The organism is Parashewanella spongiae (assembly GCF_004358345.1).
GTDB classification, from domain to species: domain Bacteria; phylum Pseudomonadota; class Gammaproteobacteria; order Enterobacterales; family Shewanellaceae; genus Parashewanella; species Parashewanella spongiae.
In genome coordinates this window covers 2,243,913-2,266,872 of the sequence record NZ_CP037952.1, presented here as the reverse complement: position 1 = coordinate 2,266,872, position 22,960 = coordinate 2,243,913, and the positions used below count along the sequence as shown (strand labels likewise).

Annotated in this window: 20 protein-coding genes and 1 tRNA gene; 11 read left to right on the top strand and 10 right to left on the bottom strand. The window is 36.5% G+C overall.

The features are described from left to right. Window positions 1-124: 124 nt before the first annotated feature. From E2I05_RS08655 to E2I05_RS08645, 3 genes are read left to right on the top strand one after another with little or no spacing between them, the layout of a single operon-like run. Window positions 125-838: a class I SAM-dependent methyltransferase gene (locus E2I05_RS08655; RefSeq protein WP_121853823.1), complete on the top strand. Its 714-nt coding sequence runs from the start codon at window positions 125-127 to the stop codon at window positions 836-838. Further along, window positions 838-1,299 (top strand): hypothetical protein, encoded by a 462-nt coding sequence (locus E2I05_RS08650; protein WP_121853822.1) that lies wholly within the window; start codon window positions 838-840, stop codon window positions 1,297-1,299. Before E2I05_RS08655 ends, E2I05_RS08650 begins: the two co-directional genes overlap by 1 nt. Continuing rightward, window positions 1,266-1,970, top strand: coding sequence for a queuosine precursor transporter (locus tag E2I05_RS08645; RefSeq protein ID WP_121853821.1), 705 nt, complete (start codon window positions 1,266-1,268; stop codon window positions 1,968-1,970). The genes E2I05_RS08650 and E2I05_RS08645 overlap by 34 nt, the downstream gene beginning before the upstream one ends. Here the strand turns inward: E2I05_RS08645 and E2I05_RS08640 are convergent. Further along, entirely contained in the window at window positions 1,967-2,500 is a 534-nt protein-coding gene (locus E2I05_RS08640; protein ID WP_165905503.1) for a FlhC family transcriptional regulator, read from the bottom strand. The two genes, E2I05_RS08645 and E2I05_RS08640, sit on opposite strands and share 4 nt — an antisense overlap. Continuing rightward, a complete protein-coding gene (locus E2I05_RS08635) occupies window positions 2,493-2,798 on the bottom strand; it encodes a flagellar transcriptional regulator FlhD (protein ID WP_121853819.1) in 306 nt (101 codons plus the stop codon). Before E2I05_RS08635 ends, E2I05_RS08640 begins: the two co-directional genes overlap by 8 nt. A gap of 170 nt (window positions 2,799-2,968) precedes the next feature. On the opposite strand from E2I05_RS08635, the gene E2I05_RS08630 reads away from it, so the two are divergent. Both E2I05_RS08630 and E2I05_RS08625 read left to right on the top strand, forming a co-directional pair. Next, the gene (locus tag E2I05_RS08630) at window positions 2,969-3,616 is read left to right on the top strand and encodes a hypothetical protein (protein ID WP_121853818.1); all 648 of its coding nucleotides are present in this window, start codon (window positions 2,969-2,971) and stop codon (window positions 3,614-3,616) included. Further along, the gene (locus E2I05_RS08625) at window positions 3,606-4,247 is read left to right on the top strand and encodes a VUT family protein (protein WP_165905502.1); all 642 of its coding nucleotides are present in this window, start codon (window positions 3,606-3,608) and stop codon (window positions 4,245-4,247) included. Before E2I05_RS08630 ends, E2I05_RS08625 begins: the two co-directional genes overlap by 11 nt. 23 nt (window positions 4,248-4,270) lie before the next feature. Here E2I05_RS08625 and E2I05_RS08620 read toward each other — a convergent pair whose 3' ends face one another. Further along, window positions 4,271-5,254, bottom strand: coding sequence for a receptor L domain-containing protein (locus E2I05_RS08620; RefSeq protein ID WP_121853816.1), 984 nt, complete (start codon window positions 5,252-5,254; stop codon window positions 4,271-4,273). Window positions 5,255-5,447: 193 nt separating this feature from the next. Beyond that, window positions 5,448-6,146 carry an SDR family NAD(P)-dependent oxidoreductase gene (locus E2I05_RS08615; RefSeq protein WP_165905501.1) on the bottom strand — a complete coding sequence of 233 codons (699 nt, stop codon included), beginning with the start codon at window positions 6,144-6,146 and terminating at the stop codon, window positions 5,448-5,450. 48 nt (window positions 6,147-6,194) lie between these two features. On the opposite strand from E2I05_RS08615, the gene E2I05_RS08610 reads away from it, so the two are divergent. Beyond that, window positions 6,195-6,506, top strand: a complete 312-nt coding sequence (locus E2I05_RS08610) for a hypothetical protein (protein WP_121853814.1) — start codon at window positions 6,195-6,197, stop codon at window positions 6,504-6,506. Between the two features lie 189 nt (window positions 6,507-6,695). Next, complete coding sequence (locus E2I05_RS08605; RefSeq protein WP_121853813.1) at window positions 6,696-7,454, top strand: hypothetical protein; 759 nt, start codon at window positions 6,696-6,698, stop codon at window positions 7,452-7,454. 77 nt (window positions 7,455-7,531) lie between these two features. On the opposite strand, the gene E2I05_RS08600 is transcribed toward E2I05_RS08605, so the two are convergent. From E2I05_RS08600 to E2I05_RS08585, 4 genes are all read right to left on the bottom strand, one after another. Further along, a complete protein-coding gene (locus E2I05_RS08600) occupies window positions 7,532-8,596 on the bottom strand; it encodes a tyrosine-type recombinase/integrase (protein WP_279387033.1) in 1,065 nt (354 codons plus the stop codon). 135 nt (window positions 8,597-8,731) lie between these two features. Further along, window positions 8,732-8,932: an Arm DNA-binding domain-containing protein gene (locus tag E2I05_RS22285; protein ID WP_121853811.1), complete on the bottom strand. Its 201-nt coding sequence runs from the start codon at window positions 8,930-8,932 to the stop codon at window positions 8,732-8,734. Window positions 8,933-9,249: 317 nt separating this feature from the next. Beyond that, a tRNA-Ser gene (locus E2I05_RS08590) sits at window positions 9,250-9,339 on the bottom strand. A gap of 129 nt (window positions 9,340-9,468) precedes the next feature. After that, window positions 9,469-11,463 carry a methyl-accepting chemotaxis protein gene (locus tag E2I05_RS08585; RefSeq protein ID WP_121853810.1) on the bottom strand — a complete coding sequence of 665 codons (1,995 nt, stop codon included), beginning with the start codon at window positions 11,461-11,463 and terminating at the stop codon, window positions 9,469-9,471. A 782-nt stretch (window positions 11,464-12,245) separates the two neighbouring features. On the opposite strand from E2I05_RS08585, the gene ppk1 reads away from it, so the two are divergent. From ppk1 to E2I05_RS08565, 4 genes are all read left to right on the top strand, one after another. Beyond that, the gene (gene ppk1, locus E2I05_RS08580) at window positions 12,246-14,357 is read left to right on the top strand and encodes a polyphosphate kinase 1 (protein WP_121853809.1); all 2,112 of its coding nucleotides are present in this window, start codon (window positions 12,246-12,248) and stop codon (window positions 14,355-14,357) included. A gap of 30 nt (window positions 14,358-14,387) precedes the next feature. Continuing rightward, on the top strand, window positions 14,388-15,875 hold the full coding sequence (locus E2I05_RS08575; protein ID WP_165905499.1) for a Ppx/GppA phosphatase family protein: 1,488 nt from the start codon (window positions 14,388-14,390) through the stop codon (window positions 15,873-15,875). A 45-nt stretch (window positions 15,876-15,920) separates the two neighbouring features. Next, on the top strand, window positions 15,921-16,589 hold the full coding sequence (locus E2I05_RS08570) for a glutathione S-transferase (protein WP_121853808.1): 669 nt from the start codon (window positions 15,921-15,923) through the stop codon (window positions 16,587-16,589). Window positions 16,590-17,478: 889 nt separating this feature from the next. Next, window positions 17,479-18,672: a multidrug effflux MFS transporter gene (locus E2I05_RS08565; protein WP_121853806.1), complete on the top strand. Its 1,194-nt coding sequence runs from the start codon at window positions 17,479-17,481 to the stop codon at window positions 18,670-18,672. Window positions 18,673-18,761: 89 nt separating this feature from the next. On the opposite strand, the gene ushA is transcribed toward E2I05_RS08565, so the two are convergent. Both ushA and E2I05_RS08555 read right to left on the bottom strand, forming a co-directional pair. Further along, a complete protein-coding gene (gene ushA, locus E2I05_RS08560; RefSeq protein ID WP_121853805.1) occupies window positions 18,762-20,531 on the bottom strand; it encodes a bifunctional UDP-sugar hydrolase/5'-nucleotidase UshA in 1,770 nt (589 codons plus the stop codon). A gap of 291 nt (window positions 20,532-20,822) precedes the next feature. Continuing rightward, a complete protein-coding gene (locus E2I05_RS08555; RefSeq protein ID WP_121853804.1) occupies window positions 20,823-22,751 on the bottom strand; it encodes a bifunctional metallophosphatase/5'-nucleotidase in 1,929 nt (642 codons plus the stop codon). Window positions 22,752-22,960: the final 209 nt, after the last annotated feature.

Genomic DNA, 22,960 nt, shown 5'->3' with positions numbered 1-22,960 from the left:
TTTTATCTGAATACTGACTAACCAAAAATTAATCAGCCCATAGTTAACTTGCTTTATTATCCTGTAATCGTTTAAGTAAATCTTACGCAGTTCGTTTTATGTACGACTCAAGGAGATTTAACCTGTGAGCAGTGATAATCAGTTATTTGTTCCTACCCTTAACCAACAAGGATATGCCACGGTTAATATTGATCCATTTTCTAAAAAATTTACTCAATATGCTGATGGCCAATTTTTAGAAATTGGTGCTGCTTTTGGATACACCACACTAAAAGCATTAGAAAATGGAGCTTCAGTGGTTGCGAATGATATGGACGAACGTCACCTCAGTGAACTTGAACAAACGGCTAAAGATAGAGGGTTCACCATGCTAAAAACCATTGCAGCAAAATTTCCATCCGGCTTAAATTTTGCCGCCAATTCATTTCGAAAAATACTTATCTGCCGAGTGCTGCACTTCTTTAAGGGTAAAGATATTAAATCATCCCTCAAAGAAGTTTACGACTGGCTGGAGCCTGGTGGTGAGTTGTATGTGGTTTGCGAAACGACTTTCCTTACTAACTGGCGCACCTTTATTCCTGAATATGAAAAACGTAAAGCCGAAGGCAAAGTTTACCCCGGTGAAATTACTGATCCGAAAAGCTGGGAAAACACTTGGTCTGATAATTTGCCTGAATTTGTCCATTGGCTTGATACCGATACTTTGACTCAACTATTTCAAGATGTTGGCTTTGAGATTGTTGAAGTCGATTACATCAACAGAGCGGGTCAATTCCCTGAAAGTCTTTTATTAGATGGAAGGGAAAGTGTAGGTATTATAGGTCGGAGGCCAAAGTAATGTCTGAAAACAATGGTTTTTTCGATAAATTTAAAAACCTTTGGCAAGATTTCAAATCTGACTATCAAACCACTTATCGATTAATCGAAATTAAACACCAAGGTAGTGAAAAGTACGCCTTAATTGGTCTGCGATTCTCTCATATGGTGTTTAAGAAAAAGCTTGAAAAAGCAGTGGCTGACGATGAGCTTCTTGCTGGTTTATCTGTACAAGATGCTCGCAGTTTGTCCTTATATTCAATGTTTTGCCATATGCAAGATAAATTCGAATTGATTGATATTGAACTCGCTGATCCTAAGCAAGTTTATTTTGATATCAGAGACAAAAAAAATTCACAGTCAATAAAAATGACTTACGAAGAATTGTGCTTAAGACCTGACATCATCAATCAATTTAAACGCGAAGAATTACTTAAAATAGGTTTTATATGTGGCAGCAGTCAATCCCAGAAGAAAAAATAACCCCTCAAGTAAAGGTTAATATTCTCTCGTTATTAATGTCTGCTTATGTTTTATTGCTATGCCTAACCGTTTGTTTTGCCAACTTTTTCATCACGGTATTTGGTATGACGTTACCCGGTGGTATTTTCGTTTTCCCTATCACATTTATTATTTGCGATGTGGTCGGCGAAGTATACGGTTTTAGCGTTGCTCGCATGTTTATTTGGGTTGGCATGATTTCAAAGCTGCTTTTCTCAAGCTTTGCTGTACTTAGCCTTAAATCTCCTCACCCTGAGTTTTTTCAACACGCCGCCGCTTATGACACTGTATTTAGCCCTACTCTTCGTTACGTTATTTCTGGCATGGCAGGTTTCTTTTTTGGTGAGTTTCTTAACCTCTACATTCTTTCAAAATGGAAAATTAAAGTTTCAGGTCAATTTTTTGCCCTAAGAAGCTTTTGTACTACGGCGATTGGACAAGCGATATTAAGTATCATCGTAGATTTTTTAGCGTTTTATGGCAAGATGACTCATTCACAATTAGCTTGGATGATGTTTTCAGGCTGGACGGTAAAAATGGCTTATAGTCTATTTTTTATCATGCCAGCATGGATGCTTGTGAAGCATTTAAAAGAACACTACAAAATCGATGTTTTTGATGTAAATACTAATTTTAATCCGTTTAGATTTTAGTGATATGACTTACTTGATTGCTGCAGGTAAAAACAAAAAGGACAGGCTTGCTTCTTTTGGCCAATAACATGAAGCTTTAAGCAACCACAGGTACACACAGAGAGCTGAATTTCATAATTCAGATAAGAGCGCAGTAACACCCACGCCTCGTTTATGGTAATAAGCTGCGGAGTTGCATTTATACTGAATGTTTCTAAATTGTCCACTTGAATTTCGAGATGCTCGTAAGCTTGGATCACCTGCTCTAAAAAACATCCTTCACTGCCTGGCTTGAATAACGATTGAGTGTGTAGCTTTCGATGAATTGAAAGCAACAAGGTACTGAGCATAAGCGACTTTTTCGTTTTAATTAATCTTGTTACTTCAGCTAACTGACCTGATATGGGAGATTTTCCTGTGATCTCTTTAGCTAATGCTCTGACGTATTTATGGGATAGCCCAGTTTCCTTGACAATAATGCTCGTTCTCACTCCGTATTCAACGAAGGTAGCGGCTCTTATCGTTTGCTCACTGTGTTGAAGTTTATTCATGCTCGTTTTGCTCATTGTCGGTGTGTTCAGAAACAATAAAAGACAAACGAGAAATATCATCATCAGGTTGCAGTAGTATTTTGTAAAAGAATTGCTCGCTACCTGAGAGTTTAAAGCATATGGTATTCTTTTTAGCTATTTGTTCAAGCTGCGGAAAGCTGCACTTTGCTATGGTATTTATCAAACTGGCTGATAAACCAAAAGTGAATTGAGCTGATTTAGGCTCTCTGAGCGCCATTTCTTTTAATGTAGAGAGGTAGCAAAGGTTCAACTGGTAAAACGGGTTATCAATAAACATGTTCGTGCTCCTATCAAATATTGATCATCTCCAAGATTTGCTGATAGTCGTCCGTGTGTTTTTAAATTGAAGTTAGTTGAATTTCTCTGGTGTTAAATAGAAATTAAGCCTAAACTTTAATTTCTATTTAACAAAAGAAACTTTAGCAAAGTTTGAACAGGATCACACTTTTGAATAATGAAGCCTTTTTAAAAAAAGCGATTTCTCTGTCACAAAGCTTTCTGCCTAAAGAGAAAAATAAAACAGCTTGTATGGCGCAAGTTAGCGGAGAGAAAGAATCTACCGTTCGCAATTGGCTTTTTAACAACAAAATGCCCTCAAAAGGCAAAAGATTAGGTATTGCAGATAAGTTTGGTGTCGACGATGACCACCTTTTTAATGAAGCTGAATTTAATATCCCACTCACCAAATATGATGAACAACACGAATATTTTCTGGTTCCTGTATTAAAACTTGAAGAGCTTTATGGCGTGACTGAGAAAGTGCCTTTGCCCGTACAGCAAAGAAATGTCATCAATCTCAGCAAAAATATACTGAACCACATTCAAGATTACCGAAAAACTTATTGCTTCCAAGCCGAGCGCATTAGCTTTGAGCCTTTCATTTCGACAACTGACATCCTATTTGTAAACACTACGGCGATGGTCAAACAAGGTCAGTTTTGCTTGCACCTTGGCCGCGTAATTCAAATTGTAAAATTAGTCGATAGGAACAATGCAATTTTAAATGATGGTAACGAAATCACTATCAAGGATGACGAGCATTTGTTTCCAATTTTGCTTACTCTGTCACCCGGCTACGTCAATTATGCTGACTAGGCTTTTCGGCAATACTCAAAAAGACCATTGGATATTTATCTACCCTATTGCCTTTACTGTTTTCCTCACTTCAACCACATTTTTCTTTTTCGATTACAAATCCATTCTCATCTTTGAGCATGAACTGCACTTTTCTGTAGGCTTATTGTTCTTTCCTGTTACTTTTAGTATTTCTAACATGATGCAGTACCGTTATGGCGTACTGTTCGCCAATACTGCCGTGAGATATGGCTTTTTAGGTGATTTAACTTTGGTGATGATAGCTTGGCTTCTTAGTCATATTGGTGAACGGCAAGATTACTTGAGTGTTTACGATGAGATCCCGACAATTATGCTGATGACGTTTTTCTTTGTCTGGCTCAGCAACACCATTAACTTCAAACTGTTTAGCGTGATGAGTGGTAAAATGCATCCGTTCTTTTGCTTCTTTATTGCCTGTTTAGCTGCCGAGTGCTCGGTAAGCTTTTTATCTGTCCCAGTGATGATGTATCAAAATCATCTTAATTCTAGCCAGTTTTTATCTATTGCGTTTATTGTCGGCTACAAAGTGTTTGCTACCTTGATTTTATCGGGGATTATTTCGGTGGGTATTAACAGAAATGCATCTGAGAAAACTCCATTTCCTCTGTAATTTTTATTTCAACTTGCTTTAACTTAATGATTAAAATCACATTGTGGAGCGCTAATATTCTGATTTTTTTCAATGACAGGTTCTAGAAGTTCACAAAGATAATCCTCTGATCCAGTGGCATTTATCAAAGAAATTTCAAGCGGCTTATTTATATCAATATTTACCCCTTCTAGTGCTGACACATCGTTGAGAGGAACGTTGTCAATAATCAGCTTATCAAGGTGATAAGGGATTCCATTAAGTGAATATAAGTTTTGAAGGTTTATTAGGCGTAAAGTGCCAACTTCACTTTTACTTAATGATTTTAAATCTTGAAAAAACGAATTGTTTTCTATGGATAAATAATTGATAGTTCTGATTGAAGGAAGATTAAGCTCAGCAAGCCATGGGTTATTTTTTATGATGAAATTGTTTACAGACTTTAATTTTGGTAATCCGGAAAGATCTTTTATTAGTAAGTTTGAAATCTTCAATTCACCATCAACCTCTTTAAGGGTAGTAAAACTCTCAAAACCGTAAATTATATTATTTTCTTCGCCAAATATTGACAAATTATTTATTTTTTCAACTAGTGGGAATTTCGCATTGTTACCATTTTTTAAAGTCATGTTTTCGATTGAAGTCAGGTTTTGGAAGCCACTGCTAATGCTTATATTATCTAGAGTAATATCAGAATTGATTTTTTTTAATGAGCTAAAGAAAAACAGAGATAGATCTGCGTAGTTTTTGGCAGTAGAACTGATAATTAAATTATCAATTTCTTCAATTTTATCAAAATCTTTTATCAAATAGCTTGATGTATTACTTTTATCATAATTAACATCCCGAATAGTAAGGTGATCAATAAGATGTTTGCAGTTAGGCCAACTACCTGTATATGTAGTTATTTGTGCCCTATTAGTCGCTGTTAAACTTGGACAAAGATTTGGATCTGACAACAGCTCATCGTTAGCATACGACGTGCCTATTGAAATAATACTAATTAATAAGAATATTTTCGCTTTCATGCTATTCACCTACATCAATTTAGGCATCCTGCTCATGAATACAACTTTTATTGAACTTTTATTGCTCACAAAGCCTACTTCTAATTAGGCTATGAACAATCTTTTATAAATACACTACTAACAATTTCGAAGTGAAGCAAAGCTAACTTTGTATATAAAAGATTTAATAATACTAGCTGTTTTTCTGTTTTTTTTACAATTTAAAAACAGAAGAATACCCACCATCCAACTTCACATTTTGTCCCGTCATAAAGTCATTTTTGAGCAGCATTTCAATAACTGAAAACACATCCTTCTCTTGCCCACAATCTCCAGTAAGATAGCTTTGTCTGTAATCGGGTAGTTTTTCGTTGTGCTTATTTCTTAGCATTGGCGTGTCGATACTCGCTGGAGATATAGAATTTACGAACAGATGAGGTGCATGTTCGACGGCAGCCACCTTGGTGAGGTTTACAATGGCGGCTTTGGCCGCGCTGTATACCGCCATGTTCTTTGCGCCAAAGTCTGCTGTAATACTGGCAATGTTAATAATTCGTCTGCGCTTAGACATGTCATCTTTTACGAGATTGATTTCATGGGTCAACGCATTGAACAGTGGTGAGAATACGTCATTAAAGGAATCTTGATATTCAGATAACGAAAACTCTGCTAATGGTTTACGAAGTCCCGCAACACCTGCGCAGTTAACTGCAACATCAAAGTTTGGAATGGACTTAAACACTTCTTTCACTTCAGGTTCATACCTGAGATCACATCTTTTTTGTTTAATTTCATTCGGTAAGATGTTATTAACCTTAATATCTAAACCATAAACCTCGTAGCCAAGCTGATGAAATTGTTTAACCGTATAAAGACCTATGCCACTCGCATGGCCAGTAACAATTGCTTTCATATTAATGACTCGTTGAGGATTACGGATATTTATCAACAAGGTAGCACATTGCATATAAAAGCATCAAAAATTTGGCAGCAGCGATTACACAACTATTCAGTATACGACTCAATAGACATCCCGATTATTGAAGCTGATGCCTCTAAATTTGCAGGTAAAGATGCCGAGCTTATTGCCCTCATGAAAGTACTCAATCAAAATCGAGAGCAGCCTCGCATCACATCACTTATGGATGATAATTACTTAATTGAATACGAAAATGGAGATAAAGCTGCGGTCAATCATGACGCGCTACTCAAACAAATTCAGCGATGTAAAAGCACCGCTGAAGCATTAGAGATTTTGAAATCGTTGGTTTAAAATGATAATACAGTTGAATTGTCGGTGACGAACGTCATAGCAAAAATTGACCAAAAAACTGACCTACCTTTACACCTAATCCCAGCATATATATCAAAAGTACAGTGACGATAAGTATTATCACACCACCCCGTTCAACTGGCTCCATTGAATCGAGCCAAGCATGAAACTGTTTCATTGGATGTTTACATGAGCCAAGTATCTAGCTTCACAGCCACACCAGATCATTTTCATTTGCCAAAAGAAATAGATGTATCTCATAAAACTACAATAAAAGCTGTTAATCTTGAGGGTGAAATAGCAAAAGCTGATGACCATTTTGTGCAGTTAGAAAAATTCGTTTTGGAAAACTGGGATTGCGGAAGTATCAATCTTGTATCCGAAACAGACTTACTAAAAAGTTTCGACAGACTTTGTGATTTCAATTGTACGATTTTAAAGTATGCAAGATGGACAAAAGATTCGATAATTTTAAAAGTTGTTCATAAAACAAGCCAAAGAGCTTATGCAATTAAAGTTCATGAAAATAGCTTCAAAACATGTCGGAGAAATTATCATGGCTCGAATAGACTGGCCTTAAATCGCTGTACTCATCTTTCGAATGTATATGGAGCGGTTAGAATTGCTTCTGCGAAAGGTAAATTTTATTTTGCAGTAATTTATGATTTTGTTGTTGGTTCCACATTAGATCAAGCTCTATTAAGAAAAGATTTAACCAATCAACAAGCAATAGAAGGTTTAATTGATTTGAGTCTAGAGCTTAAAAGAGAAGGGTTTAATATTTTCTTGAAAGATCGAACTGATTTTCTTGTAACTGTAACGAAAGAGATCGTTATTACTGATTGGGATAAAATGTTTCGAACACATAATACAAATTCAGTAGAGACTGTAGAATCAAAATGTAAAAAATTTGTAAAATTTATGTTTGATGAAGAAAATATCACTTAAAAGAAAATAACTCCGTAAAACTCATTCTTGTCCAAAAATTAGCTATAAATCAATAAGAAACTATGCCAGAAAACGCTTTATGATTTTAAAAAATCACAATCGATAACTTGATACGATCCTACTGCAGACGCACTAATGTGATCACTCCACCATTGCATCATTTTCACTCTTTGTTCGAAATAAGTAGTTCGATTATATGCAGATCTAATCGTGTTTTTATCACTATGGGCTAAAGCCGCTTCGATCACATCAGGATTAAAACCTTTCTCGTTAAGTGTGGTACTGGCTAACGACCTCAAACCGTGTGCTGTAGTTCTGTCCTTTAATCCCATCCTTCCTAACGCTCTGTTTATGGTTTCCGGATCAGTCGATTTGCGATATTTCTTGGTTGATGGAAAAACAAATTCAGAACGACCACTTAATGGCTTTACCATTTCTAATATTGCTAAAGCTTGCTTTGTTAAAGGCACTCGATGTTCTTTCTTCATCTTCATTCGTTCAACTGGAATAATCCATATACCTTTCTCGATATCAATTTCACTCCATTTTGCACCCGACGCTTCAGCAGGTCTCACCATGGTATGCAATTGCCATTCAATAAGACACCTGGTGATCAAATAAACATTAGCATAAGCCAGTGCTTGCAATAACACTTTGTTCTCATGAGGCTGCAGCGCTCTAAGATGTGTAACAATTGGCTTTTGAAATACTGAGCGAATTCCTGTCAGCGGGTTTGCATGAACCAATCCACTGTTCACTGCAAAGTTCAATATTTCATTCATTAACTGGGAGCAACGTTTAACGACTTCTAACCGCCCTCTTTGCTCGGTAGGTCGAAGTGCAGCTATTGCAATAGGTGCTGTGATACTTTTAATTGGTACTTCGCCAAGAGTTGGCATTATGTATTTTTCAAGCTTCTGCCAATTATCAGAAATGGTTCGTGCTTTTAATGCCCCTTTTTTAGTGGCAACCCAAAGTTCAGCAACAGCTCTAAATGTGTTCACTTGCTCTTCGAATAGTTTACGTTTTGTTTCTGCCATATAAAGTTGAGGATCAATACCCTCACTAAGTTTTTGGCGATAGCGCGTTGCTTTTTCCCTTGCTTGAGCAAGAGTCACATCAGAATGAGGACCAAGTCCAATAAGGGACGTGGCGGAAGAATGTATACCAATTTTATCGTCACTCCTGCGAACGCAGGAGTCCAGAGTCTTTGGTTAATTTGGGCACAAGTCGCTGGATACCTGCGTTCGCAGGTATGACAAATTAAGCGTTGAAATTTAAAGTGGTATTATTTGAACTGCGACATCCCTAAAGGTTTTTTTCTTTGTTGATGGTTTGGTATACCTAAACTCCCAAAATTTCGTTTGATTGGGTTTAACTAGAACGTATAAACCGCCACCATCCGATTTACGTATGGCACTTTCGGCTGCTTTCAATGATGCAATACCTTTTACAGTAAGTTTATTTAAAACGCCCATTTGCACCTCAAAATGTATGACTTAAATCTATTAATTCTGCCTTGTTTTTTTCGTCATACACTTACCAAGTTAAATTATTTAAAATCATTAAGTTATACAATGGAAACACTGACAAAGAAACTAAGTTATAGATTCAAATTGAATGCAGAATAAGTGTATGACGAATTCATTACCTACGATTAAATCATACACTTTGTCATACATGCAAACGCCGGACTTTACTGGAAAGCAATGGAAGATAGTAGATAATAAGTAATTGATATTAATAAATTATAGGCAATAAAAAAGACGTCCTAGGTCGTCTAAATTATGAAATTTGGCGGTGAGCGAGAGATTCGAACTCTCGTTAGGGATTAACCTAAACACACTTTCCAGGCGTGCGCCTTCAGCCACTCAGCCAGCTCACCAGATTTTTATTAACCAACAGCTTTTATGCTTGAGTTAACAAGGGCGTACTCTACGCAAAAGCCCTTGTACGGTCAAGCGAAATTAGGCCTTTTGCATTTAACCGAACAAAAGCTGTTCATTGTTTTACATTAAGAAACTGTAAATTGATTTACACGCTCTGTAAGCATGTGAGTTGCTTTAGATAAATGAATATTTAACTCATTAATCTCGCGGGTAATAGATTGCGAACTTTGATAGAGCTCATTTATCTTAATCGCGTTTGAATTAACGTCTTCAGTAACTGATGATTGTTGATGTGTTGCTGTTGCGATTTGTATATTCATGTTATCAATCACACCGACAAATTCAGCTATTTTCTTTAAATCTTGCCCTACATTTTGTACGTCTTTAACGCTTTCGTCAGCTTTGATTAAGCCTCGTGTCATGGCTTGAACGGCGTCCTCTGCACCTATTTGAAGCCTCTCAGTCATACTCTTAATATCCGTGGTTGATGATTTTGCTCGTTGTGCTAGTCCCCTAACCTCATCTGCAACTACGGCGAAACCTCTCCCTGATTCTCCAGCTCTTGCTGCTTCAATCGCAGCATTTAATGCCAATAAATTAGTTTGTTCCGCAATGCCTGAAATCACATCAAGTACACCAACAATGCTGTTAATTTCTTTATCAAGACTATTTATCGTATTGGACGCAACTTTCATTTCTTCAGCAAGCTCCTTTATTGAGCGATCTGTTTGCTCTACTTCAATATTACCTTCACGTGCTTCTTGATTAGCTTCATTTGATGCTTTAGAGGCGTCTGCTGCGTTACCTGCAATTTGACTAACGGTTGCACTCATTTCTGTCATTGCTGATGCAACTTGCTCTGCTTCTAACGTTCCTGTATCAACATCCGATTGCATTTGTTTGCTACTACTTGATAATAAGTCGACAACTTCTGAGATAGTTTCAGCACTGTTTTTTGCATTATTAATGACTTGCTCAAATTCATCCATCATGCCATTAAATGATTTTGATAGTTCGCCAAATTCATCATCACTTTCGTGATTTATTCTTACGGTAAGATCTAATCTTTGCCCTGCATACATGACTTTGTCACTGATCGCCTTAATGGTTCTTTGAAGATATTTCGCGATGGCAAAACTACAGCTCGCAATTAACAAAACTAATACAACTAGGGTTATCAGGTGTATAACTAACAACCTATTTGATTTAGCTAATTTTGCCTGTGTCAGCCAGGTGATTTCATCTGTTAGCTTTTTTTCAAATTGTCTCAATAAATCGATTCTTGAGGTGGCTACGCTAAACCATACTTCAGGAGATTGTGAAGATATGTCAATTAGACTACGGTTGAGTACCAACTCGCGAAATGTTTGTAAGTCTGCGTGGGTTTTTGAACGCAAAATAGTTTGATATTGCCCAATATTTTCTGAATTAGAGAGCGCTAAAAAACGTTCTTGATAACTTTCTTGTTTTGATAATAAACTCACGAATTTAACAAATTTGTCTTCAGAAAACTCATTGTTCCCAAACATTGAAGAAAGTACCGCTCGCTCTATTCCTGCCAGCTCTTTTAATTGTAGGTATGAACTGAACGCGGCCACCTTAACTGAAATATCATGATCTTTAGACTGCATGACCGATTTATCGATAACTGACAGTAACAGCTCATTTATCGAAGAATAAAATTCAACCTGTTTGCCGACTGTAATCGATAAGCTGTCTATTTGACTTCTCTTTCTGGGTAGCTCAGCTAATTGATTAATGATTCGGTTTAACTGAGATGATATGATTCTATCAAATTTAAGCTCTGCGATAGTGCGTTTTAAAGCTTGGACTTTTTGATCGACAGCACGACGTTGACCGCCAATTTCGTTTTGAAATGATCGACCATTTGAACCCAAAAAACCAGCACTCATGCCACGTTCTTTCTGTAGCTCATGTACCAAGTTACTGTTGTTTTCAGCAAGTTTAGTTAAATTTAGAACTTCTGTTAGATTTTGATTTGCACTAATTTTATTTTGTATAAGGATTCCTGAATAAGCCAAACACCCAAAAAACAATGGCAAAATTAACAACGCAAGCTTTTTTGTAATACCTAAACTTTCAATCCAACGCAACCGCATCAGGTTTTCCTCGTTCACGCTAGCAGGCTTTCTACTAACATTTTTTTGATACAAAATAAGATGCGATAAAATAATGTGAAAACTAGAATGAGTAAACGTTCATTACTGTCAACAGTGTTCAATATTCACTCAAAACAATTGTAATATTGACTTCGATCATGAAAAGTTAATTTGGCTAAAAAAATATCAAATCAAAATGCTAAATATGCATTAAACGCAGCAAATATATAATGTTATGCACTTTTTAATAAAAAATTAAATTTAAGTAATTACTTTAAAGCTGTTAATTTAACATTGTTAAAATAAGCAATTGCATAACTTAATTCTAATGGTGACGCATAGGGAGCCTCAAGGATAGAGTTTTAATCTCTGTGGGTTTAATTCCCCGCCCCTTGGGGCGAAGTAACCAATGAGATACTTTTGTTATCATATCGGCGAAGGCTGGTATCCAGTGACTTTTCTAGAAAAAAGCAAAGGCGCTAGACTCCAGCCTTCGCTGGAGTGACGATACTGTAAAATTATACCCCGCTGCTTGCGGCGGGGTTGTTGATCTCTAAGCATCATTTAGGCTATGCAATACTTTAGAGCCTTTTAAATTTAGACTTCTAGATTTTTAAGAAATCTAATCGCCAAAAACCAACTCAAAAGGTAACAAAAGAGTCACAATTGTCATGTGAATGTAATAGTATAAACTTAAGATTTTAAAGATAATTATTAAATAATCATAAGAAAAACATACATCATTTTATGCGTTATGATGCTCTGTTAAAGGAGTTATTGCAGTGTCTCGAACAAATCATAGTCTGTTTATTGCCAAAGAGCTTTCTTGGTTATCTTTCAATGAGCGCGTACTACAAGAAGCCTTCGATCCGAATGTCCCTCTTGTAGAACGTGTTAGATTTCTTGGTATCTTTTCAAGCAATATGGACGAATTTTTCCGTGTCAGAGTTGCCGCTGTGAGACGTGCGATTTTAATTGAATCAATAGAGACTGATAAAGACAGTTGCAAGCTTTCTCTCATGACACAAATCCAATCTAAGGTACTGTCATTACAAGAGAGTTTTGATAACACTTATAACGAACTCATGCGTGAATTGATAAGACGTAATATATTTTTGGTCAACGAACAACAGTTATCAGACTTCCACCAATCGTGGATAAGAAAATATTTTCGAAACCACTTAAAAAGACACATCGCGCCTATTATTGTTAGTAAGAATAGAGAGCTAACCAAAAACATTTCTGATGGCATTACCTATTTATCTGTCTGTTTATATAAAGATAAGCGTAAACAATACGCACTTATCGAAGTACCTACTAAAAATGTTCCTCGCTTTGTTCAGCTTCCGTCCGAAGATTCTAAAACAACAAAACGGCTTATTTTGCTTGATAACATCATCCGTTTCTGTGCTGATGAGCTATTCAATCCATTTTTTGACTACGATGAAATCGACGTACATTCAATGAAACTCACCCGCGATGCTGACTTTGATATCACCGATGAATTAGAACATACCCAGCTAGAAAAAATGACGAAAGGGCTAAAAAAGCGCTTAACCGCTGAGCCAGTTAGATTGGTTTATGACAGAGAAATGCCCGAACACACTTTACAGATGCTCAAATCCCAATTAAAGATTCGCTCATCTGAATTTTTAATTCCTGGTGGTCGCTATCACAGTTTTAAAGACTTTATGGACTTTCCCAATCCAAGTCGAAAATATCTTGAATTTGAAAAAATGCTCTCGCTGGATTGCACAAACTTCACTAGATTTAATAATGCGTTTGATGCTATTTCTTATGGTGATATTTTACTAAACTATCCATTTTATAAATTCTCTCATTTCACTGAACTTATTAGACAAGCGGCATACGATCCTGCCGTGAAGTTTATTAATATCACTTTATATCGCGTTGCAAAAAAATCTCGTGTGATTGAGTCATTAATTGATGCTGTACGTAATGGCAAACGAGTGACCGTAATCCTTGAACTTCGCGCTCGCTTTGACGAAGAGGCCAACATTGAATGGACAAAGGTCCTGATGGCTGCTGGCGTAACGGTACATCATGGAATTCCAAATTTAAAAGTTCATTCAAAACTGTGTGTTATAGGAAGAAAAGAAAACGATGCAATAAAACTCTATAGCCATATCGGCACAGGTAATTTTAATGAACGAACTGCGAAAGTGTATACCGATATGTCTTTATTCACCGCGAATGAGGAAATTTCGAATGAGACTCAAAAACTATTTGACTTAATTCAGCACCCATATCGCCAATATCAATTTAAGCATTTAATCGTATCACCTTATAACTCTCGCCGCCGATTAGAGCAATTTATTGACGCCGAAATTTATGAAGCAACACAGAATAAAAAAGCGCAGATAATATTAAAATTAAATAATCTGGTTGATAAATCCTTAATCAAAAAATTGTATCAAGCTTCTAAAGCTGGGGTAAAAATTAAATTGTTAATTAGGGGGATGTGTTCTCTAGTTACCAAAATACCCAATGTGAGTGAGAACATTGAAGTCATCAGTATTGTTGATCGCTATCTTGAACACTCAAGGTTGATGTTGTTTCATGCTGGCGGAGAGCAAAAAGTATACTTATGTTCTGCAGACTGGATGACAAGAAATATTGATAACCGAGTGGAAGTCGGTACACCTATTTATGATCTAAAGCTTAAAAAGATCATAATCGATATTTTAAATATTCATTTCAGCGATAACACTAAAGCTCGTATTATCAATGCTGAGCAATCTAATCCTTATAAAAGAAGGGGCAACAAGAAGAAAATTCGTTCGCAAGAGGCCATTTTTCAGTATTTTGTTAATTTAGAAAACCAACTTGCCAAAGAATTTGAACAAACTCAATTAACAAGCCAGAATAAATAAATTCTTCCGTCTACTTTTGTAAGGACATTCATGACCTCAATATTGCTTACCCATAAACATTTCGTCGCAATTGATATGGGTTCGAATAGTTTTCATCTAGTGATTGCCAGAGAGCAAGACGGTAGCTTACAAATTCTCCATAAAGAAAAACAACCTGTTCAATTGGCTTTAGGGTTAAACGAAAAAGGGGAAATGAGCCAAGAAAGCATTAGTCGAGGCATCGACTGTTTAAAAGACTTTATGCAAAGATTTTCTAATTTATCACAAGCCCAAGTTCGGCCAGTTGCTACACATACTCTTCGCATCGCAAATAATACACATGTTTTTATTGATGCGGCGCTAGAGGTCATGCCCTATCCGATTGAAATCATATCTGGCCACGAAGAAGCACGATTAATTTATAGTGGTATTGCTCAAAACCAAGTGTTATCTGATTTGAATGTCGTTATTGATATTGGTGGCGGTTCAACAGAAGTGATTATAGGTAAACAAACACAACCGATTCGTTTATCAAGCCTTCGTTGTGGTTGCGTCAGTTACAATGAGCGTTTTTTTATCGATGGGAGTTTAAAGAAAGAAAATTTTAAAGGTGCAATGGCCGCCGCAGATAAACAATTCGCTACATTATCAAAAGAGTATTTTGCAGGAAATTGGCAACTGGCTTTAGGAAGTTCCGGCTCTGTTAAAGCGATAGCAGCTGCCATTAACGAGACTTTTGCCGATAACCTTATTACTTTAAAGCGGTTAAAATATTTAAAAAACGAATTAATTAAAGCTGAGAATGTTAAAAACCTTACTTTTGAAAATATCGATGAAAGAAGAACGGCTTTAATTCCTGCTGGCCTTTCCATTTTGATTAGTTTCTTTAGACGTTTATCAGTCGACGAGCTCCAATACGCTCAAGGTGCATTGCGTGAAGGCGTTTTATACGAATTGGCAAAGATCGGTCAATACCAAGATATTCAACAACGTACAATCAATAGCATTGCAAAATTGTATCATGTCGATATACAGCATGCTGAAAGTGTAAGACAAACCGCAATGGAGCTTTTCGAACATGTTGCTGAAAAATGGCATATTCGCCAACATGCTCGCTTATTATCCTTTGCAGCTAATGTTCATGAAATAGGTATTCACATTAACTCTAAATCCCACCACAAGCATGGTGGTTATATCATCAGCAATAGTGACTTACCTGGTTTTAGCGAATCCCTTCAACATCATTTATCTATACTCATCACTCATCACAGAAAAAAGTTACATCCAGTAGCAATTAAGCACCTCCCCACTTCGATGAATAGATCGATAGCCTATTTAATCACTCTTCTACGGCTCGCAGTTTTGTTTAATCTTGGCCGAATCGGTACTCAATTTGACTTTAACCATGTACATGCAGAAGACGATAAAATCATTTTATCGCTACCCCAAACAACTAAACACAGCCGCTTGTTGATAAAGGATCTACAGCGGGAGCAGAAGAAACTAGCAGCTATTGGAGTTGAATTAGTATTGCACTAACAATATACTCCAGCGACAAAATAACCTCTAAGTAGCTTATCAATAATGAATACAGCGACATTATACTCTTTCCGCCGCTGCCCTTATGCCATCCGCGCACGCTTAGGTATTTTATATTCTCAAACTCCAGTAGCTTTACGAGAAATAGAATTAAAAAATAAACCTGAGATATTGTTAAGACATTCTCCTAAAGGCACTGTGCCTGTGTTGACCGTTAAGCAAAAAGACGGCACAAAAGTTATTGATGAAAGTATCGACATTATGCTGTGGGCGTTAAATGCTAAAGACCCCTCGAATATTTTGCCGCGCAAAAATTCCTACAGCGAGCACAAAACACAGCAATTAATTAATACCAACGATAATTATTTTAAAAAGTGGCTCGATAAATACAAATATTTTGATAGACAACCCGAGCATTCTCAAAAATACTATCGACAGCAAGCTGAGATATTCTTACAAGAACTTGAGTTTTTACTTCAAGATAAAGACTTTTTACTCGACGTTGACGCGAGTTTCATCGATATCGCTATCTTCCCATTTATTAGGCAGTTTGCTTATGTCGATAAATCGTGGTTTGATGGATCTGAATATCATAATTTGAAAAAATGGTTGTCATACTGGTTAAAAAGTGAAATATTCTCAAGAGCTATGATAAAGTATCAACCTTGGTTATTGATGGAACAAGAATACCAATTAGGTAAATTAGATAACTGATAAGGCAATATAATAATTCCATAATTGAAACTAGATAAGGAATATCCTGTGTTCGATTTTAATATTAGTACTCTCATTACATGTTTAGTCATCTTTTTAGTGACCGTTCATGTTATTTTTGCATTAAAACCTGTGATATCTCCGGTTAATGTACCAACAAATCAAAGAATCTTGTGGTCAGTCCTTGGCTTTTGTTTCGGTGCAGTAGGTTATTATTATTTTCTTTCTAAACTGCCATTTTCGATAATTGTTGAATCTCATCGAGATAAATAATTCCTTTCTTAGCGTAAATTTACATGACTAGTTTGTTTAAAAAGAGTAAAATTGATTTAATATTTCTTACCTAGGGTCTGTTGATCTTTCGGGATTAAATTTTGTGGTATTTGAGCATTTATCTGTTCAAGGCGTGAGCAGTGATGCTTAGCCATCTAAGTGAGCTGGTCACAACACAGAACAGTGAATGCTCAAAAGCATCGAAAAAAGAGAGAGCGTAAATTGGTCGCTCTTTCTAAATCAAAGGTGCTGCGTTATCGTTTTCTTATTTGGAAACGAAGTAACGACAGTTTTGTATGTCGATAATAACCAAACCTCACAAACTCTGCCTTGCATAAAATAACCAATTTATCGCTGCAAAAACAATCACGAAAGATCAACAGACCCTAATATCTTCATAAAAATGTAGACATAGAAGTGACTGAGCCAGTTTCAATCAATATTTTTTAAAAACAACTCTCCTACGATTTTATCATCGTTTAAGTTTTCTAATGGATTGAATTCCTAACATTTTTGCCTTGGTTGTCACAGTTGATAACCCAAGCATATTTCGATTTCAAAAAGCCTATCCGCAACTTAAAAATTGCAGATAACGTTGTCATTTTTAGAGGTATCAATGAGTTCTTCTTCAGGTTTATCACCCAAAAACATTTCAAAGCTTGTTTTAATCCCGATGCTTGCTGCCATAGTCGCCATTACACCTCTAGCAATTGATATGTATCTGCCTGCTCTCACAGACATAGCTGAAACGTTTTCGTCAGAGGTGACCGTTGTTCAGCAATCTTTAAGCACATATTTAGCTGGTTATGCCTTAGGTATGCTTATTTTTGGGTATTTAGCCGATAAGTTTGGGCGCAGACCTCTTGTTATATTAGGCTTAACAGGGTTTTCAATAGTCAGCCTATTGATTAGCTATTCAAGTGACATAAACAGTTTCTTTATTCTACGTTTTTTACAAGCGCTTATAGGTGCGGCAGCCACTGTCGTAGTTCCTGGATATATAAAGGAAGTTTATAAAGAAAATACAGCAAAAGGTATGTCATATGTAAGTTTAATCATGATGATAGCGCCCTTAATTGCACCAGCAGTTGGCACGCTTATTTTGGGTATTTCACAATGGCAATGGATATTTAGATTTCTTTCTATTTACAGTGCACTTATGCTTTTCATGGTTATTTTTCAATTAAAATTGCCCAGTGATAAAGATAAAAACGTAAGAACTGAGAAATCATTTTTAGGTGCATATTCTGTCGTTTTTACGAAAGAAGGCGTTAAATTATACATAGCCAGTGGCGTATTAACTTCCTTTGCTTTTTTCAGTTACCTCACTGCTTCTGCTTTTGTATTTATGGAAGTTTTTGGGGTAAATCGCACCCTTTTTGCAGTCATTTTTAGCTTAAATGTTGGTTCCTTGATGACGGCAAACATTATTAACTCAAGGTTAGTCACTAAATTCGGAGCGAAACGCATGCTGTATGCTGCAACTGTTATTGCAATCATTTCAGCTACAGGTTTAGTTTCTGTAAATATATTATCGCTCAGTTATGAATTTACCATGATTTTTCTCATGCCACTTATGGCAAGCTTAGGCGTCATGTCTGTAAGCTGTGATGCGATTGTATTAATGAAATTCAAGAAAGAAACAGGAACTGCAACTGCAGTAATAGGCACTTTACGCTTTGGTTGTGGCGCACTAGCAGGCCCTGTACTTGCCCTCCTTTATACTGGTACTGCAGTTCCGTTTTCAGGATTGATGTTAGTTACTGTTGTCGGAGTTGGAGTTTTGCTGTACATGAAAAGTTGTAAGTAATCATTTATGCTTGAAAGACTAAGGTTCAACAATAAACATTTGAAACTAAAGCCAACCTCGTGATTGGCTTTAGTTTTCATAGACTAACGTTATTGTGTTTCACACCCATTTACATTATTAGAACCTTCATAAGTAATATCTTCAATATTTGGCTCAAAAGGTGAAAGGTCTATAATTCCGTTTTCAGAGTCTTTAGCCGATTCAGATTCAAGAAACTGCCTTAATACGTCCACATCAAGTTTGCCAACAAAAATTTCTGCATCCTGAAAGTTATTATCATCTGCTCTTAAATTTGGGTATTTATCACCACCAGCAACACTAAAGCTTGGGATTGTAAAAGAATATTTTTCTGTAGGTGAAAATGTCTCTCCACCGATAGAGTTTATGATCGCAGGCTCTGTTGGTTTGTCGCAGTTAACAGACATATTTACATTTATTATTTGGGCATACCCCCCTGAACCAACTTTTATAGTTGCAACACTACCTAAATATCTTGCAATATCGCTTCCTGTCATAGTTACTTTGTTCACACTATTATTAAAAGGCTGAACTATATAAGCATTTCTCACTTTTACAACTCCAGGTTTAATAGATGCTCTTACACCTCCTGAATTTAATATCGCAAAATCAACATCATCAAGAGAACTTTTTTGAGCTGCGGCAATAAAATGGCCAAGGTTAGTCTGTTGATTTCTAACAACCTTTCTGTCGCCCTCTAGCTTTTCAGAAATATTAGCTATTTCTTTTTCGAGTGTTGGTTGTATTTTATCTTGAAACACTTTTAATGTATCACGCAAAGTTATATTTGGAGTTAGGGCATTACCGATTGTTACCAAATTTCCATTTGAATCTTCTTCTTTCAAATTGACAGGGATCAGTTTATAGCTTGCTAGGTTTAATTTTCCATTGAAGTATTCAAAATCAGCACGACCAACAAATTTTCCCCAATCTCTGGCCTGCATAATGTAGGTGCCATTTTGTTGATCTGGTGTACAGGCGTCTCCTGCTTTAAAGTTTGCATATGTATTAGTGCCTGATTCCATACACACAGCAACCTGTGAGTGTCCGCCAATAATTGCTGCTAGATCACCTTCAGGAAGCTCTCGAGCCATGCTCACATCACCAGGTGCATTACTCCCAAACGCAGCATCAGCGTAATGCCCCATATGCGTTACAGCAAAAATAAGATCTGCTTCATCATTAGCTTTAATTTCACTAATAACTTTCTTAATTTCATCCGTGGGTTTCGTGAATGTCAGATCTCCAATAAACTGTGGATTACCAATTGTCTCTGTATCTTCTGTTGTTAAACCAACTACAGCTATACGTAAGGAACCGATTGTAAACACTTTATAAGGATCGAAGTACCTCACTAGAGTGTCGTTTTCGGTTTTATAAATATTGGCAGATAGCATTGGGAAGTTAGCCCATTCACGTTGTTTCTCCACAACAGTTAATGCATTGTCAAATTCATGGTTCCCAACCGCCATTGCATTATAACCTATGGCGTTCATGCCCACGAAATCTGGCTCCGCGTCTTGAAGATCCGATTCTGGTATACCTGTATTAATGTCACCACCTGAAAGCAAAAGAGTTTCACCTCCATTTTGTCTCACTTCTGTTCGTATGCTATCTATTAATGCTTTTCGAGCAGCCATCCCGTACTCACCATCGCTGTTCTCCCAAAAACGTCCGTGATTATCATTTGTATGCATTATGGTGAATTTTACGCATGCGTCTCCAGCATCTGCGCATGTTGCTGGATTTGTTAGAGTTGATCTATTACTGCTACCACCACAACCAGATAGAGCGATCATTATTGCTGATACAACAATGCCTTTCGAGAATGTATTTTTCATTTTTAACCTCACAACTAGACATAGTTAACCCTAGAGTTAACCTAATTGGGTCAGCCTTGACGTTTGATGTTAATTGAAATGTAACCTCCATGCAGTCCAGCATGAGAGATTAGAACTATTGAATTGAAAACAGAAAAGTATTTGTTGAGAAAGAAGTGAACAATATAAAAGCTATAAAAATTCAGTGACAGTAAATACCATCAAAAGTGTTGCATTGGTCACATTTTATTATTTTTAATCGCTGTAAAAAAAGGCCGCAAAATAGCGGCCTAAAATTCAAAAATTTATTTTTTATTGGTTATCTTCTGGCTTAATTAGCGGAGAGTCAATGATAAAAGGCTTACCATCTTCTTTAAAATCAGGAGCAATAAAGTTAAGGCCTGTTGGAATTTCTTCAAGTACTTTCACGTCCTTAATGTACTCAACCATTACTTCATTATCAATAAAGCCAGCGTTTTCTACTTCACCAATTTTATCTTCAGCAAATACAGTATATCCATCTTTACCTGTCGCTACATATTCATTAGTTGCAATGCGGTAATTTTGCGAAACATCAATATCGGCACACATATTTGCAGCTACGCCACCAGGACAAACTTGCAGGCTTTCAATACGCTCACCTTTTACAGCTTTACCATTATAAGTAAATTGAATATTTGCGAAAGTTGGGAAAGCACCATCGGAAGTATTAATACCATAATCAATTGTTGTTTCAAGAAGCTTTTTAACACTCTGACCATTGAGCGTAACCACTGATAGTTTATTATTAAAATACAGTAAGCTACCTACAACATAACCAATGCTAATACCATTTTCATTATCTTCTTTAATATGATCACGAACACCACCAGTATTTGTAATTGCCATATCAACATTAAAATTATGATTGTTCAGTTTCCAAACCATTGATGCTGCTACATGAGCTCCTGCTTCGGAACCTGTTTCAGCTAAAGATGCTCCATCTCTGCGCTTTCCTGGTATACGGACATGATCTAATTGGTTTTGCTCATCATTTGCATCATTAATCGTGCCAACCACTTCACTTTCAAACTCATTTAGAAGTGGTTTAAAGTCCTCATCAATAATAGCTCTGACAATGTTAGATTCATCTGCTATCTCAATGTTTGATTGAGCAGCGACAAAATTAACGGTTTTACTTTGGTCATCCTCGGTTAATGGAGTACGTTTTTTTCCATCATATTTGTGCTTGAACTCATCGTTTATAAGAAGTGTATTCCCACCAGCACATGTGTCCACTTCACCATTTGAGAATGAGACATCAACTTTGCCAACTGCTTCTGCATATTGACCTGCTTGAACTATGCAAGTCTTCGTATTACCGTTTGGATTAGTAACCATTTGTGCATAAGCAACATTAGAGCTACCACGTCCAATATTCGTAAAATCGCCTAGTAGAGAATGAGAATGGCCACCCACGATTACATCGATACCATTAACCCCTTCGGCTACTTTAACATCTCGATCCACTCCGATGTGGCTCACCATAACTATTTTATTAACGCCTTGTTCTGCAAGAGAATCAACTGTCGCTTGTGCAGACTCAATTTCTTTATTGAAAATTAAATTTTCACCAGGTGAAGAAATCGTCTCTAGGTCTTCTAAAACAAGTCCGAATACACCAACTTTAACGCCATCAAACTCTTTAATGATATATGGCATTAAATTATCTAGTGCGTCCATATCTGCATCATTACTGGTGTCCATGTTTGCAGCTAGTAATGGGAAGTTAGCTTTTTCAATAAAGTCAATTAATGGCCCATTGCCTAAATCAAATTCATGGTTACCGATAGCCATGCCATCAAGTTTCATTTCATTCAATAATCGAGCGTTACCTTCACCTTTTAGTAAACTAAAGTATAGGGAGCCTTGGAAAGCGTCTCCGCCTAATAACGCTAGAAATGGCTGTTCATTATTTTCAGCAGTAGCTCGTAGATCTTTGAGTTTTTTAGTGATTCTAGGATAACCGCCAGCTTGAGTTCTCACTTTAAAGTCGGCTTCATCGACTTGAGCAGTGAAATCGAAATCATGTGCATCAAAATTAGAATGGACATCATTGATATGTGCGATTGTCATATCAAATCTTGTATCGATAGGCGGCACTGGTGTAGGTTCTGTTGTTGATTTGTTATCACTTCCACAACCAGTTAACGCGGCTAAAACTGCGGTAGCAACTAAGCCTTTAATTAATGCATTACTCATTTTATCAACCCCTTGATTTTATATCGCTAAAATTATTCTTTAGCTTTTATTTATATGAAGTCATATCGATTCATTGGGGCGCATAATAACAACAAGAGTCATTAAATTGTGACAATAAAAAGTAAGAAGTGTGAACTAAGTTATTATTTTTATTAAAATAACTAACACCTTACTGTCTTTAATTTTAAACAAGTAATTTAATATTTAAC

Coding starts and splice junctions, on each gene's coding strand:
- E2I05_RS22285 (WP_121853811.1), bottom strand. CDS start 8,932: ATGGGCGTTTTAAATAAACTTACTGTAAAAGGTATTGCATCATTGAAA.
- E2I05_RS08625 (WP_165905502.1), top strand. CDS start 3,606: ATGCTGACTAGGCTTTTCGGCAATACTCAAAAAGACCATTGGATATTT.
- E2I05_RS08640 (WP_165905503.1), bottom strand. CDS start 2,500: ATGAATAAACTTCAACACAGTGAGCAAACGATAAGAGCCGCTACCTTC.
- E2I05_RS08575 (WP_165905499.1), top strand. CDS start 14,388: ATGACCTCAATATTGCTTACCCATAAACATTTCGTCGCAATTGATATG.
- E2I05_RS08605 (WP_121853813.1), top strand. CDS start 6,696: ATGAGCCAAGTATCTAGCTTCACAGCCACACCAGATCATTTTCATTTG.
- E2I05_RS08585 (WP_121853810.1), bottom strand. CDS start 11,463: ATGCGGTTGCGTTGGATTGAAAGTTTAGGTATTACAAAAAAGCTTGCG.
- E2I05_RS08635 (WP_121853819.1), bottom strand. CDS start 2,798: ATGTTTATTGATAACCCGTTTTACCAGTTGAACCTTTGCTACCTCTCT.
- ushA (WP_121853805.1), bottom strand. CDS start 20,531: ATGAAAAATACATTCTCGAAAGGCATTGTTGTATCAGCAATAATGATC.
- E2I05_RS08650 (WP_121853822.1), top strand. CDS start 838: ATGTCTGAAAACAATGGTTTTTTCGATAAATTTAAAAACCTTTGGCAA.
- E2I05_RS08645 (WP_121853821.1), top strand. CDS start 1,266: ATGTGGCAGCAGTCAATCCCAGAAGAAAAAATAACCCCTCAAGTAAAG.
- E2I05_RS08615 (WP_165905501.1), bottom strand. CDS start 6,146: ATGAAAGCAATTGTTACTGGCCATGCGAGTGGCATAGGTCTTTATACG.
- E2I05_RS08555 (WP_121853804.1), bottom strand. CDS start 22,751: ATGAGTAATGCATTAATTAAAGGCTTAGTTGCTACCGCAGTTTTAGCC.
- E2I05_RS08620 (WP_121853816.1), bottom strand. CDS start 5,254: ATGAAAGCGAAAATATTCTTATTAATTAGTATTATTTCAATAGGCACG.
- E2I05_RS08570 (WP_121853808.1), top strand. CDS start 15,921: ATGAATACAGCGACATTATACTCTTTCCGCCGCTGCCCTTATGCCATC.
- E2I05_RS08565 (WP_121853806.1), top strand. CDS start 17,479: ATGAGTTCTTCTTCAGGTTTATCACCCAAAAACATTTCAAAGCTTGTT.